General features: G+C 26.9%; 21 protein-coding genes. All 21 read left to right on the top strand.

What is annotated here, in order from left to right; translation table 11 throughout:
* Positions 1 to 22: 22 nt before the first annotated feature.
* The gene (locus tag CS899_RS01995) at positions 23 to 1,264 is read left to right on the top strand and encodes a serine hydroxymethyltransferase (RefSeq protein WP_099203288.1); all 1,242 of its coding nucleotides are present in this window, start codon (positions 23 to 25) and stop codon (positions 1,262 to 1,264) included.
* Positions 1,265 to 1,435: 171 nt separating this feature from the next.
* Complete coding sequence (der, locus tag CS899_RS01990) at positions 1,436 to 2,752, top strand: ribosome biogenesis GTPase Der (RefSeq protein ID WP_099203287.1); 1,317 nt, start codon at positions 1,436 to 1,438, stop codon at positions 2,750 to 2,752.
* 7 nt (positions 2,753 to 2,759) lie between these two features.
* A complete protein-coding gene (gene plsY, locus CS899_RS01985; RefSeq protein WP_099203286.1) occupies positions 2,760 to 3,356 on the top strand; it encodes a glycerol-3-phosphate 1-O-acyltransferase PlsY in 597 nt (198 codons plus the stop codon).
* A gap of 59 nt (positions 3,357 to 3,415) precedes the next feature.
* Positions 3,416 to 4,606, top strand: coding sequence for an acetate/propionate family kinase (locus tag CS899_RS01980; protein WP_099203285.1), 1,191 nt, complete (start codon positions 3,416 to 3,418; stop codon positions 4,604 to 4,606).
* A gap of 163 nt (positions 4,607 to 4,769) precedes the next feature.
* Complete coding sequence (rpmF, locus tag CS899_RS01975) at positions 4,770 to 4,955, top strand: 50S ribosomal protein L32 (protein ID WP_099203284.1); 186 nt, start codon at positions 4,770 to 4,772, stop codon at positions 4,953 to 4,955.
* Between the two features lie 106 nt (positions 4,956 to 5,061).
* The gene (locus CS899_RS01970; RefSeq protein WP_099203283.1) at positions 5,062 to 5,292 is read left to right on the top strand and encodes a hypothetical protein; all 231 of its coding nucleotides are present in this window, start codon (positions 5,062 to 5,064) and stop codon (positions 5,290 to 5,292) included.
* 198 nt (positions 5,293 to 5,490) lie between these two features.
* Positions 5,491 to 5,826: an amidase family protein gene (locus CS899_RS11050; RefSeq protein ID WP_099203282.1), complete on the top strand. Its 336-nt coding sequence runs from the start codon at positions 5,491 to 5,493 to the stop codon at positions 5,824 to 5,826.
* 13 nt (positions 5,827 to 5,839) lie between these two features.
* On the top strand, positions 5,840 to 5,998 hold the full coding sequence (locus CS899_RS11045) for a hypothetical protein (protein ID WP_277985521.1): 159 nt from the start codon (positions 5,840 to 5,842) through the stop codon (positions 5,996 to 5,998).
* A gap of 188 nt (positions 5,999 to 6,186) precedes the next feature.
* On the top strand, positions 6,187 to 6,525 hold the full coding sequence (locus tag CS899_RS01960) for a hypothetical protein (protein ID WP_099203281.1): 339 nt from the start codon (positions 6,187 to 6,189) through the stop codon (positions 6,523 to 6,525).
* 244 nt (positions 6,526 to 6,769) lie between these two features.
* Entirely contained in the window at positions 6,770 to 7,768 is a 999-nt protein-coding gene (plsX, locus tag CS899_RS01955) for a phosphate acyltransferase PlsX (RefSeq protein ID WP_099203280.1), read from the top strand.
* 1 nt (position 7,769) lies between these two features.
* Positions 7,770 to 7,994, top strand: a complete 225-nt coding sequence (locus CS899_RS01950) for a phosphopantetheine-binding protein (protein WP_099203279.1) — start codon at positions 7,770 to 7,772, stop codon at positions 7,992 to 7,994.
* A gap of 9 nt (positions 7,995 to 8,003) precedes the next feature.
* Positions 8,004 to 8,726 (top strand): ribonuclease III, encoded by a 723-nt coding sequence (rnc, locus tag CS899_RS01945; RefSeq protein WP_099203278.1) that lies wholly within the window; start codon positions 8,004 to 8,006, stop codon positions 8,724 to 8,726.
* Positions 8,719 to 9,783, top strand: a complete 1,065-nt coding sequence (locus CS899_RS01940; protein ID WP_099203277.1) for an elongator complex protein 3 — start codon at positions 8,719 to 8,721, stop codon at positions 9,781 to 9,783. The genes rnc and CS899_RS01940 overlap by 8 nt, the downstream gene beginning before the upstream one ends.
* 7 nt (positions 9,784 to 9,790) lie before the next feature.
* Positions 9,791 to 13,306, top strand: coding sequence for a chromosome segregation protein SMC (smc, locus tag CS899_RS01935; protein ID WP_164995817.1), 3,516 nt, complete (start codon positions 9,791 to 9,793; stop codon positions 13,304 to 13,306).
* A gap of 12 nt (positions 13,307 to 13,318) precedes the next feature.
* Positions 13,319 to 14,422, top strand: coding sequence for a signal recognition particle-docking protein FtsY (gene ftsY, locus CS899_RS01930; protein WP_099203275.1), 1,104 nt, complete (start codon positions 13,319 to 13,321; stop codon positions 14,420 to 14,422).
* A 64-nt stretch (positions 14,423 to 14,486) separates the two neighbouring features.
* Complete coding sequence (locus tag CS899_RS01925) at positions 14,487 to 14,831, top strand: Asp23/Gls24 family envelope stress response protein (protein WP_099203274.1); 345 nt, start codon at positions 14,487 to 14,489, stop codon at positions 14,829 to 14,831.
* A 44-nt stretch (positions 14,832 to 14,875) separates the two neighbouring features.
* Positions 14,876 to 15,271: a transcription antitermination factor NusB gene (nusB, locus tag CS899_RS01920; RefSeq protein ID WP_099203273.1), complete on the top strand. Its 396-nt coding sequence runs from the start codon at positions 14,876 to 14,878 to the stop codon at positions 15,269 to 15,271.
* A 9-nt stretch (positions 15,272 to 15,280) separates the two neighbouring features.
* Positions 15,281 to 16,618: an exodeoxyribonuclease VII large subunit gene (gene xseA / locus CS899_RS01915; protein WP_099203272.1), complete on the top strand. Its 1,338-nt coding sequence runs from the start codon at positions 15,281 to 15,283 to the stop codon at positions 16,616 to 16,618.
* Positions 16,611 to 16,847, top strand: coding sequence for an exodeoxyribonuclease VII small subunit (xseB, locus tag CS899_RS01910; RefSeq protein WP_207204722.1), 237 nt, complete (start codon positions 16,611 to 16,613; stop codon positions 16,845 to 16,847). The genes xseA and xseB overlap by 8 nt, the downstream gene beginning before the upstream one ends.
* Positions 16,834 to 17,682 carry a polyprenyl synthetase family protein gene (locus CS899_RS01905; protein ID WP_099203271.1) on the top strand — a complete coding sequence of 283 codons (849 nt, stop codon included), beginning with the start codon at positions 16,834 to 16,836 and terminating at the stop codon, positions 17,680 to 17,682. Before xseB ends, CS899_RS01905 begins: the two co-directional genes overlap by 14 nt.
* 29 nt (positions 17,683 to 17,711) lie before the next feature.
* Positions 17,712 to 18,164: an arginine repressor gene (locus CS899_RS01900; protein WP_099203270.1), complete on the top strand. Its 453-nt coding sequence runs from the start codon at positions 17,712 to 17,714 to the stop codon at positions 18,162 to 18,164.
* Positions 18,165 to 18,167 lie beyond the last annotated feature (3 nt).

The following is an 18,167-nucleotide window of genomic DNA, read 5'->3' as shown; positions in this document are numbered from 1 at the left end:
ATTTTAGGAGGAGAGTAAAAAAATGAGTTTAAGACCGTTACCAAATTTAGAGAGCTTTGATAAGGAAATTTTCGACGCTATTAAGAAAGAGACACAAAGACAAAGAGATCATGTAGAATTAATTGCATCAGAAAACTTTATTTCAGAAGCTGTTTTAGAAACTTTAGGAACTACTTTAAATAACAAATATGCAGAAGGTTATCCAGGAAAGAGATATTACGGAGGATGTGAATTTGTAGATATCTCAGAAGACCTTGCAAGAAATCGTTTGTGCGAACTATTTGGAGCAGATCATGCAAATGTTCAACCGCATTCAGGTGCAAATGCTAATATGGCAGTTTACTTATCAGTACTTAAACCAGGAGATACTGTTTTAGGTATGAACTTATCAGAAGGTGGTCATTTAACTCATGGGTCACCAGTTAATATTTCAGGTTTATACTATAATTTCGTGGATTATGGAGTAGATCCAAAGACTGAAACTATTGATTATAATCAAGTGAGAGAAAGAGCACTAGAACATAAACCAAAATTAATAGTTGCTGGAGCAAGTGCATATCCTAGAGAAATTGACTTCAAAAAATTTAAAGAAATAGCAGATGAAGTAGGAGCATATTTAATGGTAGATATGGCTCATGTTGCAGGTTTAGTTGCAGCAGGAGAGCATTCAAACCCAGTTCCATATGCTGATTTTGTTACTACTACAACTCATAAGACTTTAAGAGGTCCAAGAGGTGGAGCTATATTATGTAAAGCAGAGCATGCTAAAAAAATAGACAAAGCTGTATTCCCAGGACTACAAGGTGGACCATTAGAGCATGTAATAGCAGCTAAAGCTGTTTGCTTTAAAGAAGCGTTAACAGACGAATATAAAGAATATATCAGACAAGTTAAGAAAAATGCTGTTGCATTAGGCGAAGCTCTAGTAGAAGGTGGAATAAGACTTGTTTCTGGCGGAACAGATAACCATTTATTATTATTAGATGTTAGAAATTTAGGATTAACAGGTAAAGAAGCAGAAGCTTTATTAGAAGCAGTTAATATAACTACTAATAAAAATACAATACCAAATGATCCAGAATCTCCATTTGTAACTTCAGGTATTAGAATTGGTACTCCAGCTGTTACAACTAGAGGAATGAAAGAAGATGGATTTAGAGAAGTTGCTAAATATATGATACAAGCATTAAAGAAAGAAAGACCAGCAGAAGATATAAAAGCTGATGTTCTTAAATTAATGAGCAACTACAAATTATACGAATAAAATTTAAATAGTAAAAAACTTGAGTTTATTCTCAAGTTTTTTTATTTGTCGTCGTTATCTAATTAAACAGTATTATGATATAATAAATTAGTTATATGCACATTTAATTTACTACAGGATAAGATTACATGTGTATTGTTTAAGGAATAAATTTTAGAAAAGAGGTATTCAATGGATAAACCAATAGTAGCAATAGTTGGAAGACCAAATGTTGGGAAATCTACTTTGTTTAATAGATTAGTTAGAAAAAGAATAGCTATAACACAAGATGATCCAGGTGTTACAAGAGATAGATTATATCAAGAAGCTGAATGGCAAAATAGATATTTTACTCTGGTAGATACAGGAGGATTAGAACCAAAAAACAAAGAATTATTTTCAAAAGAAATCTTAGGTCAGGCTAAAGTTGCAATAGATACTGCGGAAATAATATTGTTTGTTGTTGATGGAAGAACAGGAATTACACCAGATGATAGAGAAATCGCAAATATTCTTAGAAAATCGAAAAAAGAAATAATTCTAGTTGTAAATAAAGTAGATAATAAAAAATTCAATGATTCAATATATGAATTTTATGAACTTGGAATAGATAATATAAAGCCAATAAGCGCAGAAAACTCTTTAGGGTTAGGGGATTTATTAGATGATATTGTAGAAAAATTCCAAGTAGATTTAGATGTAATTAATAATAATGAAACAACTAAGGTTGCAATTATAGGAAAACCTAATGTTGGAAAATCTTCTCTTATAAATAGGTTATTGGGCGAAGACAGAATGATAGTTACAAATATAGCTGGAACTACAAGGGATTCAATTGATAGTAAGTTTAAATATAAAGGAGAAGAATATGTTTTAATAGATACTGCTGGGTTAAGACGTAAGAGAGCTATAAATGAAGAAATAGAAAGATATAGTGTTGTAAGGACATTATCTGCTATGGATAGATCTGATATTTGTGTGTTAATGATAGATGCTGAAGAAGGAGTAACAGAACAAGATTCAAAGATTATAGGGTATGCTCATGATGCAGGTAAAGCTATGATTATTTCAGTTAACAAATGGGACTTAATTGAAAAAGATAGCAAATCATATGATAATTTTGAAAGAGAAATTAGAAAAAAACTAGGATTCTTAAATTATGTTCCTATAATTTTCATGTCAGTAAAAAATAATTTAAGAGTTCATAAGCTATTTGAAATGATACAGGCAGTAAATAACAATTATTCTATGAGGGTAAGCACAGGTATACTAAATGATATTATTAATGATGCTGTACTTCATAACCCACCTCCAACAGATAAAGGAGTTAGGCTAAAAATATTTTACATGACACAAGTTTCAACTAGACCACCTAAATTTCTTATATATGTAAACAAGTCTGAGCTTATGCATTTTTCTTATCAAAGGTATATAGAAAATCAAATTAGGGAGAATTTTTCTTTTTCAGGAGTACCTTTAGTATTTGAATTAAGAGAAAGAGGAGAATAGATAATTAATGAAAATTATTTTAATAGGTATAATAGCTTATTTTATAGGTAATATTTCAGGTGGAATAATATTAAGTAAATTAGTTTACAAACAAGATATTAGGGAGCATGGAAGTGGAAATGCAGGTTCAACAAATGCACTTAGAGTATTTGGCAAAAAAGCAGGAGCATTTACTTTTATCATAGATTTTCTAAAAGGTTTAATAATTACGTATGTTGGTGGAAAGTTGCAAGGAGATTTAGGAGTATTTGTAGCAGGGTTATTCGTGGTTTTGGGGCATGATTGGCCAGCTATTTACGGTTTTAAGGGAGGTAAAGGAATAGCAACATCTTTTGGTGTTTTAGTTGCAATTTCTCCTATACACATATTAGCAGTATTTGTAATATTTGTAATAGTTGTAGTAGCTACTAAATATGTTTCATTAGGCTCTATAATAGCTGCATTACTCTGTATATTAGTAGGGGGATATTTTATTTTATCAAAAAACAATAATTACATTGGAATTTTATATATTGTATTAGCTTTAATAACCACTTTTAAACATAGGGCTAACATAAAAAGATTGTTTACTGGAAAAGAGACAAAAATCAAATTAAAAAAATAAGATTTGTGTTATAATTATTGTGAAAAATAAAACCATAATTAGGAGGAATTAAGAGTTTAATGAAAATTTTAGTAATAAACTGTGGTAGTTCGTCGTTAAAATATCAATTATTCGATATGAAAGATGAAACAGTACTAGGTCAAGGGATAGTTGAAAGAATAGGAATTGAAGGTTCAAAAATCACTCAAAAAGTAAATGGGGAAAAGACTGTTAAAGAGATGGAGCTACCAGATCATTCAGCAGCAATCAAACTAGTTTTTGATTTTTTAACTGACAAAGAATATGGTGTAATAGAGTCAACGAATGATATAGGAGCTATAGGTCATAGAGTATTGCATGGTGGAGATAAATTAACAGATTCAACATTAATAAACAAAGAAGTAAAAGAAACTATAAAAGAGTTTATTAAATTTGGTCCTTTACATAATCCAGCAAACTTAATGGGAATAGAAGCTTGTGAAGAAATTTTACCAGGAAAACCAAATGTAGCAGTATTTGATACAGCCTTTCATCAAACAATGCCAGCGTATAATTACATGTATGGTATTCCATATGAATATTATGATAAATATCAATTAAGAAAATATGGATTCCATGGTACAAGCCATAAATATTTAACACACAGAATGGCAGAATTGTTGAGCAAACCATTAGATGAAACAAATATAATAACATTGCATTTAGGAAATGGTTCAAGCTTAGCTGCTGTGAAGAATGGAAAGTGTTTGAATACTACTATGGGATTATCTCCTTTAGAAGGTTTAATTATGGGAACTAGGTCAGGAGATTTAGATCCGACAATAGTATCTTTTTTACAAAATGAAGAAAATTTAACTGCAGATGAGGTAAATTCAGTACTTAATAAAAAGTCTGGAGTATTGGGTATATCAGGGATAAGTAGCGATTTTAGAGATCTAGAAGATGCAGCAGTAGAAGGAAATGAAAGAGCGAAATTAGCATTAGATATGTTCCATAATAGAGTTAGAAAATTCTTAGGTGCATATTTACTTGAATTAGGAGATGTAGATGCTATTTGTTTTGCTGGTGGAGTTGGAGAAAATGGTGTTGGAACTAGAGAAATAATAGTTGAAAATTTAGAAAATTTCGGATTAACTTTAGATAAAGAAGCAAATAATACCAGAGGAAAAGAAGCGATTATATCTACGCCAGAGTCTAAAATAAAAATATATGTTGTACCTACAAATGAAGAGTTAATGATAGCTAGGGATACTTTAGAATTAACAAAGTAGATATTGACATTTCCTTAATTACTTTGTATAATAATTCTTGTTGTAAATAAAGGATTATTAAATTAATTCGTTTAGTTTTAGGTATATGGGATTGTCTACCTACCCATATCTAATTGTTAGAAATATTTTAATAAGAGGTTAGAAGTTTAAGGGAGGTGTAATAATGGCAGTACCAAAAAGAAAAACATCCAAAACTAGAAGAGATAAAAGAAGAGCTTCATCATATAGATTACCAAAGGTAACTATAACTGAATGTTCAAATTGCCATGAGCCAAAATTACCACACAGGGTATGTAGAGCTTGTGGTCACTATGATGGTAAAGAAATAATTTCAACAGAAGAACAATAAATAAAAAAGATAGGTTTTTTCCTATCTTTTTTTATTGTTTAAAATAAATATGATTAAATTTAATATTTTTCATGATATTACAAATATATATTATTTAGAAAAGAGGTTGTGTATTACAAAGGTATTAAAAAATGTAGGAATTATAACTTTAATTATAGCATTGATAGTAATTGCAATCTTATTCGTAAATAGGAAGACAGAAGAACCAATAAAAGAAGAATATACAATGTATAATCAAAATAGAGTAATTAAGGATATAGATCCTCAGTTAAGCGAATTAGATATTGAAAATATTAGAAATAAAAAAGAAATAATTTTAGAAAAAAACAATAATTGAATTACGAGAAAGTATAAGAAAAGGTGACTTAACTTATACAGAACTAACTGCATTTTATTTAGATCGTATTAAGAGAAGTAGATCAAACATACAAAGGTATAAATTCAATTTCTGAAATAAATTCAACAGCTATATTAGAGATTAAAAAAACTAGACAGTAAAAAAGATGCTGTAAAAACCAAATTGTATTGAATGTAAATTAGTGTTAAAGAAAACATTAATACAAATAATGTGATTACAAGTGCTTGTACATATGAATTAAAGGATTTTATTCCAAAAGAAGATGCAGAAGTTATTAAAAAACTAAAAAATGAAAAAGCAATTATATTGGCTAAAACAAACTTATCTGAATTAGCTAATTACATGGATGTGAGGATTCCTAGAGGCTATAGTTCTAAACACGGACAAAATATAAACCTATATAATCCTTTAATTATTTCACCATTAGTCTCAAGCTCAGGAAATGCAGCAAGTATTACTGCCAATATAGGTGTAGCATCATTATTCGTTAGATGTAGTAGGTCCAATAAGTAGAAATGTTACAGATGTGGTGGAGATTTATAATGTAATATTTAATGATTCCGCTAGTAAAATAAACATAAAAAGTTTCAACAAAAACTCTTTGGAAAAAGTTAAAGTAGGAATAATGAAATATGATGAGAACGAAGAACTATATTCAGAAGCAATAAAGTTGTTGAAAATTTAGGGGCGGAAGTTAAGGAAATAAATATCGATTTAAAAGGGATAAATAATACTGAAATATTAAAAAATGATTTTAAACTTGATGTTAAAGAATTTGCAAATAAATATGACTTGCCCTTTAAATAATTAGAGGAGCTAGTAGAGTAAAATTCCGAAGACTTAGCTCGTAGAGCAAAATATGGGCAAGAATTATTGAAAGAGGCTAGTGAAGTAGACAAAAGAGATTCGAAAAAAATTGAAGACACAATAATGATGGCTAAAAACAGATGCGATGAAGCAATAGAAAAAGACAAGTTAGATTGTATTGTATTTTTAGATAACAGTTCAGCTGTACTAACTGCTGTAGCTGGATATCCAGAAATTACGGTACCCATAGGTATAGATAAAGACGGAACTCCACATGGATTGACTTTTACAGCTGGACTTAACGAGGATAAAAAGATATTAGAATATGCTTATTCTTTTGAGCAAAATACCAATTTAAGATATGTAATAAAAGAAAAAGATTTAATCAAAAAAACAATCTATTAATAGATTGTTTTTTTGTGCAAAGTTTTATAAAAAAATAATTTATATTATTTTAATCTATATAAAAAATTACTAAATCAAATTATACTTTATAATTAATTATAAAATTAAAAACTTAGGAAAATAAAAGTAAATTTTAAATAAGAATAAAATGAGTGTATAATAGTAATGATACTCAAATGAGTATATTAAAAATATAAATTGACGAATAAATAGTATAGTAACTATTTTAAATAAGAGGTGTTTTATGAAAATTTTAGTAGATACGTTAGGAGCAGATAAAGGCTATGAAGAAATAACAAAGGGGGTTATAAAATCTCTAGAAAACCACAAAGATTTAAAAGTAACTTTAATAGGAAATAAAAATAATATAGAAAATATTATTAAAGAAAAATTATCTGATATTTCTAGAGTTGATTTTATAGATACAGATGATTATATAAAAAATGATGAAGAACCAGCTTTAGCAATTAGAAGAAAAAAAGATTCCTCATTATATCTAGGGTTCAAATCTTTGAATGATGAGGAATATGATGGATTAATATCTTGTGGAAGTACAGGAGCATTACTTGCAGGAGCTACTTTGATAACAAAGAGATTAAAAAATATAAATAGAGCGGCTCTTACGATAGTATTTCCTAGTGAAAAAAATCCGGTTGTATTGTTAGATGCAGGAGCAAATATGGATTGTACTCCAGATTTATTGGAACAATTCGCATTAATGGGAAATGTATATTCTTCAGGAGTGTTAAAAATAGATAATCCAAAAGTAGGACTTTTAAGTGTCGGAACTGAAGAAGGTAAGGGAGATAAACTTAGAAAAGAAACTTTTGAACTTTTTAAAAATTCAGATTTTAATTTTTTTGGAAATATTGAAGCTAGAGATTTTTTATCTGGAATTGCAGATGTCGTTGTAACAGATGGTTTTTCAGGAAATGTATTATTAAAGTCAACAGAGGGAACAGCTATAACTATAATGAGTAATTTAAAAAAAGGAATAGTTAGCTCTTTTAAAGCAAAGTTAGGAGCGTTGTTGTTAAAGGGTGTATTAACGGACATTAAAGGTATGCTAGATTATAATGAATATGGAGCTGCACCGCTTTTAGGAGTAAAAAAAGCTGTTTTTAAGGCACATGGAAGTAGTAATTCTAGAGCTATAGAAACAGGAATTGACGCAATGGTTAAATTTATAGAAAATGATATAATTAATAAGATAGAGTCTAAGCTAGAAGAGAGAGGAAATTAAAATGGTATATGATAAAGTTATTGAAATAATAAAAGAAGAATTTGATGTAGATGAGGTAAATGAAAATACATTATTAAGAGAAGATCTAGGAACAGATTCTATAGGTTTGTTAGAATTAGTTATGGCTATAGAAGAGGAATTTGATATAGAGATAGAAGATGCCAATTTAGATGATATAAAAACAGTAAAAGATGTAGTTGATAGTATTGAAAAAATAAAAGGGTAGGTTTTTAAAGTGAATCTTGAAAATGACAGGATTAGACTATTAAAAGAATTAGAAAATGACTTAGAATATAAGTTTAATAATATTGAGATTTTAGATGGAGCATTTCATCATATTTCCATTGTAAATGAAGAAACAAATGAGAAGTTTATTTCTAATGAAAGAATGGAGTTTTTGGGTGATTCAGTACTAGGCTTGGTATTTGGTGAATATTTTTATAAAAAGCATAAAGATATAGATGAAGGAGAATTAACTAAATTAAAGAGCAAGACAGTTTGTGAAGATAGTTTTGCTAATGCAGCTAAGTACTTTAAGTTAGGAAATTATTTAATACTTGGAAAAGGTGAAGAAAAGTCTGGTGGAAGGAATAGAGATTCTATATTGTCAGACACATTTGAAGCACTTTGTGCGGCTATTTATTTAGATTCATCATATGATAGAATATATGATTTTATAACAAATACACATATAAATATATTTAATGATTATTTAGAAAAAAATTTAGATAAATATAATTACAAAGCAATACTCCAAAATTATATTCAGACTAAGTATAAATCCAAATTGAAATATAGATTAGACAAGGAATCAGGACCAGATCATGATAAAACATTTTACGTTACAGCAATATATGATAATAATGTTTTAGAGAGTGGAAAAGGCAAAAACAAAAAAACAGCTGAGCAAGAAGCTGCTAAAAATTCTATAGAGAAGTTAGGTATTAGTTTTGAGTAAATTAAATATTATACCAGTTTTTGTGCCACATTATGGTTGCCCAAATGACTGCATATTTTGTAATCAGAGAAAAATAACAAACAAAGATTATGCAGATGATTTAAAACAAACAAGGTTAGATATTGAAGAATACCTAACTTTTTTTTCTGATAAGAAAAATGAAACTCAAATAGCTTTTTATGGTGGTAGTTTTACAGGATTAAATTTTAATGTAATGGTAGATTATTTAAACCTAGCAAATGAATTTATTAAAATAGGAGAAGTCAACAGTATAAGACTATCAACTAGGCCAGATTATATAGATGGAAAAATATTAAATACTCTAAAAGAAAAACAAGTAAAAACTATTGAGTTGGGTGTTCAGTCTTTAGATAATGATGTACTAAAATCTAACAATAGAGGACACTCTGCTGAAATAGTATATAAAGCATCTAAACTGATAAAAAAATTTGGATTTGAACTTGGTTTACAACAAATGATAGGACTCTATAAAGACGATAAAGAAAAAGATTGGTTTACAGCAAAAGAATTTGTAAAAATAAACCCTAAATATGTAAGAATTTATCCAACATTAATAATAAAAGATACTTACTTAGAGACATTATATTTAAGTGGAAAATATAATGCTTTAACATTAGAACAGGCTATAGAGATAATTAAGCCTATTTATATTTTATATGAGTTAAATGATATAGAAATAATAAGAGTGGGGTTACAACCTACAGATAATATTAATGAAAATGGAGATATTGTTGCAGGACCTTTTCATGCAGCATTTAGACAACTAGTAGTTCAAGAAGTTTATAAAGATATTGTTGAATGTTATTTAAAGGAATTCAAAGACACTTCAAGTATAGAAATTTTTTGTAGCAATAAGGAAATTTCGTATGTTGTAGGTAATGGCGGAACTAATAAAAAGCAGTTAATAAAGAAATTTAATATAAAAAGATTTAAAATATCAGGGCAAAGAGAAGGAACGTTTAAAATTTTTTCAAAAGAAGAACATGTGGAAGTCGATATAAAAAAATATTATAAATATTATTTGAATAAGAGGTAAAAAGTATTTGAAATTACAGTCAATAGAAATCCAAGGGTTTAAATCCTTTAGAGATAAAATAAAGTTACAATTTAATAATCCTATTTGTGCTATTGTAGGACCAAATGGTAGTGGCAAGTCTAATATTTCAGATGCTATAAGATGGGTTTTAGGAGAACAAAGTGCAAAATCTTTGCGTGGTACAAAGATGGAAGATGTTATATTTTCTGGGACAGCAAAGTCAAAACCTTTAAATTTTGCTCAAGTTTCATTAAATTTTGACAATAGTGATAAATGGATACCTGTTGAATTTTCAGAGGTAAATATAACTAGAAGAGTATTTAGAACAGGTGAGTCAGAATATTATATTAATAAAAGGGCTTGTAGGCTAAAAGATATAAGAGAACTATTTTTAGATACTGGTATTGGTAAAGAAGGATATTCTATAATAGGACAAGGAAGAATAGATGAGATTTTATCTAGTAAGAGCGAAGATAGAAGGTACATATTTGAAGAAGCATCAGGGATTTCAAAATTCAAATATAAAAAGGAAGAATCTTTAAAGAAACTAGAAAAAACAATTTCTAATTTAGCAAGAATAGAAGATATTTTAATTCAAAAAATAGAACAACGAGATTTTTTAGAGAATCAGGCTAAAAAAGCTAAAGAAGGAATAACTTTAATAAATGAAATTAAATTTTTAGACATTTATTTTAATAAAATGGATTTAGAAAAATTAGGTATAAAAATTTCTAATATATTAGAAGAAAATATTTCCTTGAAGTCTGATATAGAAAAAAATAAAAAAGAAATAAATGAAATAGAACCTAAATTAGAAGAGTTGTTAGAAAAATCTAAATTTGTAAAATTAGAGTATGAGGAATTAGAAAATAAATTAAATTTAATTGAGAAAGAGAAAAATGATTTTAATTTAAATGTAAAATTAAATGAAGAAAAATTAGAATATGAAAAAACAGAAATAAATCGACTTATCGAAGAAAAAACATATATACAAAATAAAATAAAAGATTTAGAAAATAAAATTAAAGAAAATGAAAATTCGAAAAAAGATACAAATAAAACTATTGAAGATATTAAAAACTCAATTCTAGAATATACAAAAGAAAAAGATTTATTGACAAATGTTCTTGAAGATAAAAAAACTTTGGCTAATAAGATAAATGATAAAATAATAGAATTGACAAATCTTATAAATGAGTTAGAAGTTGATAAGCGAACTAGAGAAGGTATAGAAAAGTCTGAAATAGAAAAATTACAACAAAATAAAGAAAAAAGTTCTAAGTTAAATAATGAACTAAAAAATTTGAATTTAGAATTAAATAAATTAAACTCAGAAAAAGAACTAATTTTTGAAAAAGAAGAATATATTTCAAAAGAAATCATAGAAACAAAAGAAAGTATAAATAAAATTGATGAACAGCTAAAAAAATTACAGGCAGATAAAAATATACTTATATCTAAAGATAATGATTTAAATAGAGAATATAGTTTTTATAAGAATGTAAAAGAAAATTACGAAGGATTTAACAAACAAGTAAGCAATTTCTTTAAAAGCATAAAAAGAACTAATTTAAATAATTTACCTTTGGGAACTTTAGTTGATTTAATTAGTGTTGATGATAAATATGCTAAAGCAATTAATAATGTATTATCAGGAACTCTTCAAAATATTGTGGTAAAGAATGAAAATGATGCAAAAAAACTAATTGAATTTTTAAAAGCTGAAAAAATTGGTCGACTTACTTTTTTACCAATTACTAAAATAAAAGGGAATAATAAAAATGGAGATATAAAAAATCCTAATATTATAGCTGTAGCTTCAGAAGTTATAGAAACTAAGGAAGAGTATAGAGGACTAATAGATTATTTTTTAAGTAGGACGTTAATAGTAGAGAATATTGAAAATGCGATAGCTGTAAGTAAAATATTTAAACAATTTAGAGTTGTAACTTTAGATGGTGACGTTTTTAATTCATGGGGCTCTATAGTTGGTGGATTTAATAAGTTTAAAAAAGATAGTAACATCATAAATAGAAGTAAAAACATAAATAATTTAATTATACAGATAAAAAATAATAGAGAAAATATTAAAAATATTGAAGAAAAAATTGTAAAATCAAGTATAGAAATTAAGAATTATAATGTTACTTTAGAAAATAAATTGAACTTAAATAAAGACATTAATATTAAGATTGAAGAGTTAAATGATAATATAAAAGAAATAGAAACTTTAATATTAATAAAAGAAAATTCTTTAGATGAATTAGAAGTTTTAATAAAAGAAATAAACGAAAAGTATAATTATCAAAGTAATGAAGAGAATATAGATAATCTGAAAAATGAGTTGTCAAAATCAAATAAAGAATATAATTTAGCAATAAATGAAATTAGTGAAATAAATACAAAGATAAATTATATAGAATATGAATTAGTAAAATACAATTCAGAAAAAGAATCGTTAGATAGAGATTTAAATATAAAGGAAAATTTTTATATTGAAAATCTAAATGAATTAAACGATTTAAGACAAAGATATAAAAATAATGAAAATCAACTAGTTTATATAGATAAGTCCTTAGAAGATAGAAACAACAATATAAGTAAATACAATGAAAAGTTATTTGATGTGAATAGGGATTTTGAAAATTTAATTAAAATAATTCCATCTAAAAAAAAAGAATATGAAAATATTACAAATACTTATTCAGAACAAAAAGATTTAGTAAATGATATGAAAAACATATTGACTAAGTTAGAATATAATTATGATTTTAATTTGAATAAATTAGAAGGTGTTTCAAAAGATAAAGATAAAATAGTTGATTTTATGAAAGAAGAATATAATATTAATATAGAAAATATTACTTTACTGGATGAAACAACAACTAAGACTAGAAGTGAATTAAAAGTATTAAAAAATAAACTTAAAAATTTAGGATACTTTAGTGTAGATTCTATTGAAGAGTATGAAATAGTAAACGATGAAGTCAATTTTTTATCAAATCAAAAAGATGATTTATTAAAATCTAAAGATGATATAGAAAGTATTATAAAAACTTTAGATAAAGATATGAAAAAAATGTTTATATTTAGTTTTAATGATATAAATGAAAGGTTTAATAAAATATTTAGTGTATTATTTGATGGAGGATATGCAAATCTAGAATTAGAAGATAATGATGTTCTAACTAGTGGAATAGATATAGTTGCTCAACCACCAGGTAAAAAACTTCAAAATTTATCACTACTATCTGGAGGAGAGAGATCATTAACTGCAGTGGCTTTATTATTTGCGATATTTGAAACTAGGCCTTCTCCGTTTTGTATATTAGATGAGATAGATGCGGCATTAGATGAAGCTAATATATTTAGATATACAAAGTACCTGAAATCATTTACAGATACTGCTCAATTTATTATGATTTCTCATAGAAAGTCAACAATGGAAATTGCAGATATACTTTATGGAGTTAGTATGGAAGAAGAAGGAGTTAGTAAGGTTATTTCTTTAGAATTGGAATAATTAGGAGGAAGTATGCTAAAAGGATTTTTTGACAAATTTAAGAACAAAGAAAATAGCGAAGAGATAGAAGAAATAAAAGAAGATAATACTTCTTTAGAAAGCTTAGAAGAGAACATAGAGGAAGAAATTTCAGATAATATTGAAGAATTAAAAGAAAATATTGTAGAGAATGAAGTCGAAGAAGAAGTTCAAGAAGAAAAAATAGGGTTTTTTGATAGATTAAAAAAAGGGTTAACTAAAACTAGAGACAGTATTTCAAGTAAGATAGATTTAGTACTTGCAAGCTACCAAAAAGTTGATGAAGAATTATTTGAAGATTTAGAAGATACACTTATTTCAGCAGATTTAGGTGTAGAATCAACTATGCAAATAATAGATGAACTTACTGAGAGAGTAAAATTAAATAGAATTAAAAATCCATTAGAGGTAAAGACTGAATTATCTAACATAATGAAAGAAAAATTAAAAAATAGTGTAGAAAGTAATGTGTTGGATATTCAAAAAACGCCTAAATTAATACTTGTTGTGGGAGTAAATGGTGTAGGTAAAACAACAACAATAGGTAAAATGGCATCTAAATTTAAAAATCAAGGTAAAAAAGTTATGCTTGTTGCAGCAGATACTTTTAGGGCAGCAGCAATAGAACAATTAACAGAATGGGCAAATAGAGCAAAAGTTGATATTATATCACATAATGAAGGGGCAGATCCAGCATCGGTAATATTTGATGGTATATCATCTGCAAAGTCTAAAAAAGTAGATATTTTAATATGTGATACTGCAGGAAGACTTCATAATAAGAAAAACTTGATGAATGAACTAAATAAAATACACAGAGTTATAGAAAGAGAATACCCTGAGGCAGAAAAAGAGACTTTATTGGTTGTAGATGGAACTACAGGACAAAATGCTATTTTTCAAGCAAAAGAATTTAAAGAGGCAGCAAATTTAACAGGTGTGGTAATAACTAAGTTAGATGGTACAGCTAAAGGAGGAGTAATTTTTCCTTTGCAAGTGGAATTAGGACTACCTATAAAATTAATTGGCGTTGGTGAACAGATTGATAATTTGATGGAATTTGACTCTGATGATTTTGTAGATGCAATAATAAATTAATAAATATACGGTAAAATTGAATTTATTCATAAAATTTGTTAAAATTAACTAACGGGGGTAAGCTATGTTAAATAAAAATAAGTTTGAAAATGGTTCTGTTAAAATATCTAATGATATTATTAACTTGATGGCCAGTACAGCAGCCTTAGATGTTAAAGGAGTACATTCACTAGTTGGATCAATGGGCGAAGAAATAACTGATCCAAAGAAAGGTTCTTCTAAATCAACATCTGTTGAAATTGGAAGAGATTATGTAATTATTAACATAAATATTGTTTTAGAATATGATTCTAAAATACCAGAAGTTGCAAAAAAAGTACAAGATAGAGTGAAAAGTGATATAGAGAACATGACTGGGTTAAATGTAACTCAAGTAAATGTTAATGTTTTAAGATTAAAAAATAATTAAAAAATGCCCTCTTTATTTAAGGGGGCTTTTTATGTGGAGGAGCTTTGAGTAGAAAAACATCTAGAGAATGGATAGTGAAATTAATATTTCAAATTGAAATGAACAAAGAATTTGAAAATTATGATATTAATTTATTTTTTGAAAATTACGATATTTCAGAAAAGGATAAAGAATTTATTAGGGAATCTATAAGTTCAATAATTAAAAATTTGGAAGAAATAGACAATTATATAATGTTAAATATTAGAGGATGGGAATTTAATAGAATAGCTAAAGTAGATATTGCAATATTAAGAGTTGCCATAAATGAAATTTTATTTAATGAAAGCATACCAAATAGTGTATCGATAAATGAAGCGGTAGAAATAGCAAAGATATATTCAGCAGAAGATGCTTATAAATTTATAAATGGAGTGTTGGCTTCAGTAGTTAGAAAATAGTAGGTAAAAATGTCAAAAGCAATAAAGATAAAAGAATTAAGTAAATATATAAATAATTTAGTAAAGAGAGATCCTATTCTTGCTAATTTACATGTTGAAGGAGAAGTTTCTAACTTCAAAATATCATCAGGAAATGTATATTTTGTTTTAAAGGATGAAGGTGCAGCCTTAAGGTGTATAATTTTCAAAAACATGGGTTTGGCTAAAACTATATCTATAAAAGATGGTATGAAAGTAGTTGCAAGAGGCTCTCTTACTACTTACGATTATGGAAGTTATTACCAACTTTTAGTTAAGGAAATAGTTTCTGATGGAATTGGAGATATTTACAAAGAATTTGAAATTTTAAAATCTAAATTATTAGAAGAAGGGTATTTTGATGAAAAGCACAAGAAAAAAATACCTTTTATTCCAAATTCCATAGGAGTTATTACCTCGCAAACAGGAGCAGCAATTAGAGATATTATAAATACTATAAAAAGAAGATTTCCAATTACAGATATATATATATATCCAGCAAAAGTTCAGGGTGCAGATGCTCCAGCTATGTTAATAGAAGGTTTAAAATATTTTGATTCTGTTCAGAAAGTTGACACCATAATCATAGGAAGAGGTGGGGGGTCATTTGAAGACTTAAATAGTTTTAATGAGGAACAGTTATTATATGAGATATATAATACTAAAACACCAGTAATTTCAGCTGTTGGACATGAAGTAGATAATATGCTTTCAGATTTTGTTGCCGATTTAAGAGCAGCAACTCCTACAGCTGCCGCTGAACTTTCCACACCGGTTTTAGAAGATTTAAAACTAGATTTAAAATTAAAAAAAGAAAAACTTGATAAATCTTTTGATAATTATATTGTAGAAGAAAAGAAAATATTAGATTATTATTTTAAAGAGTTAAATTACTATAATCCAAAAGAGAGAATAAATACATTATCTAAAGAACTGACTTTAATAAAAGAAAATTTAGATAAATTATTTACAACATATTTTTCTAATAAAAAGCATGAATTGGATAAGAAATATTTGAATTTAAGAAGTTATAATCCAATAAATAGAATAAAAACAGAAGAAGATAAGTTGATAGTAAATAAAAAATTATTAAATTTGAAGTTCAATAATTTTATTGGCAATGAAAAATACAAATTGGATGGAATTTTGTCTAAATTAGAAAGATTTAATCCTAAAAATATACTTAAACAAGGCTATGTTAAAGTTAGTAAAGACAATAAGGATATTAAGAGCATTAAAGATTTAGACGTTGATGAAAAAATAAAGCTATTTTTTGTTGACGGAATAGCTTCTGCTACAATTACAGAAAAGGAGAATAAATTTGAGTAACGACTTTAAAGATTATGAAAAAGGTATAAATAGATTAAATGAAATCTTAGAAAAAATGGAAGAAGGAGACATCTCATTAGAAGAAAATGTATTACTTTATGAAGAGGGAATAAAACTTCATAACAAATTATCGAAAATCCTTGAGAAAGAAGAAGGTAAAATTCGTTTAATTTCTGAGGGCGAAAGTAAAGAAATAAATGAGATTAATTTTTTAGATGAAGAAATTTAATGATTTTAAAGTTGAATTAAATAAAAAGCAGAATGATTTAAACGAAAAGTTATCTCGAATATTTAATGGAAATGATATATTAAGCAGCGCCTCTAATTATGCATTAACAATAGGTGGAAAAAGATTAAGACCAGTACTGTTAATGGAATTTGCGAGTTTATTTACAGAGGTAACAGATTACATTTACAATTTTGCAATATCTTTAGAGTTGATACATAATTATTCACTTATACACGATGACTTACCATCTATGGATGATGATGAGTTCAGAAGAGGAAATTTAACAGTTCATAAAAAATATGGTGAAGATATTGCAGTTTTAGCAGGAGATAACCTTCTAAACAAATCATATGAAATAATTTTTGATACTATGGCTACTAATAACCTTGATAGAAAATACATATTTGCAGCGAGCTATCTTTCAAAGATTTCAGGACAAGAAGGAATGATTGGTGGACAAATTGCAGATATTACAAATAAATTTGAAAGTATGAATGACATTTTAGACATGTATGTAAAAAAGACATGTGGTTTAATTAAAATAGCTTGTAAAGTAGGAGCTATTTTAGGAAATGCAACAGAAAAAGAAGTTAGTTTATCTGAAGAATTTGGAGAAGTATTAGGGCTTGCTTTTCAAATTCAAGATGATATTTTAGATTATGAAGAAGATAAAAATATAGGTAAAATTACTATTGCAAATTATACATCGCTAGAAGAATCAGAAATATTAGTACGAAACTATTCAAATAGAGCCAAAGAAATTCTTGTTGAATTAAAAAAGGATACTAGTTTCTTGGAAGAATTAGTAGACTATTTAATTACTAGAAAATATTAATATAGAAATATAATTTAAAAGGAGTTGTAATGAAAAAGTATACTAGACAGAGACTAATTTTAGATTTAATTCAAAATAATGAAATTCACACTCAAGAAGAGTTGTCAGATTTATTAGAAAGTAGTGGAGTAAAAGCAACACAAGCTACTATATCTAGAGATATAAAAGAACTTAGAATATCAAAGGTACAAACAAGAGAAGGCGAATATCATTATGCAATAATAGATACTGTTCACGATTCTCTTAATGAAAGATTAGATAAAATATTTAAATCAGCAGTGTTAACTGTTATGCATAATGGAGATATGGTTATTGTAAAAACTATTTCTCATACAGCAACAGTATGTGCTACCTCTATAACTAATGCAAAATTAGACTATATAGGAGGAATGATAGCAGGTAATGACACTATTTTTATAGCGGTGACAGATAAAAGCAAATTAGATGAATTGGTAGATAGCATACAATCTATAATCAGGTAGAAA

The organism is Miniphocaeibacter massiliensis (genome assembly GCF_900232905.1).
GTDB classification, from domain to species: Bacteria; Bacillota; Clostridia; order Tissierellales; family Peptoniphilaceae; genus Miniphocaeibacter; species Miniphocaeibacter massiliensis.
This window is presented reverse-complemented; position numbering and strand designations above follow the sequence as displayed.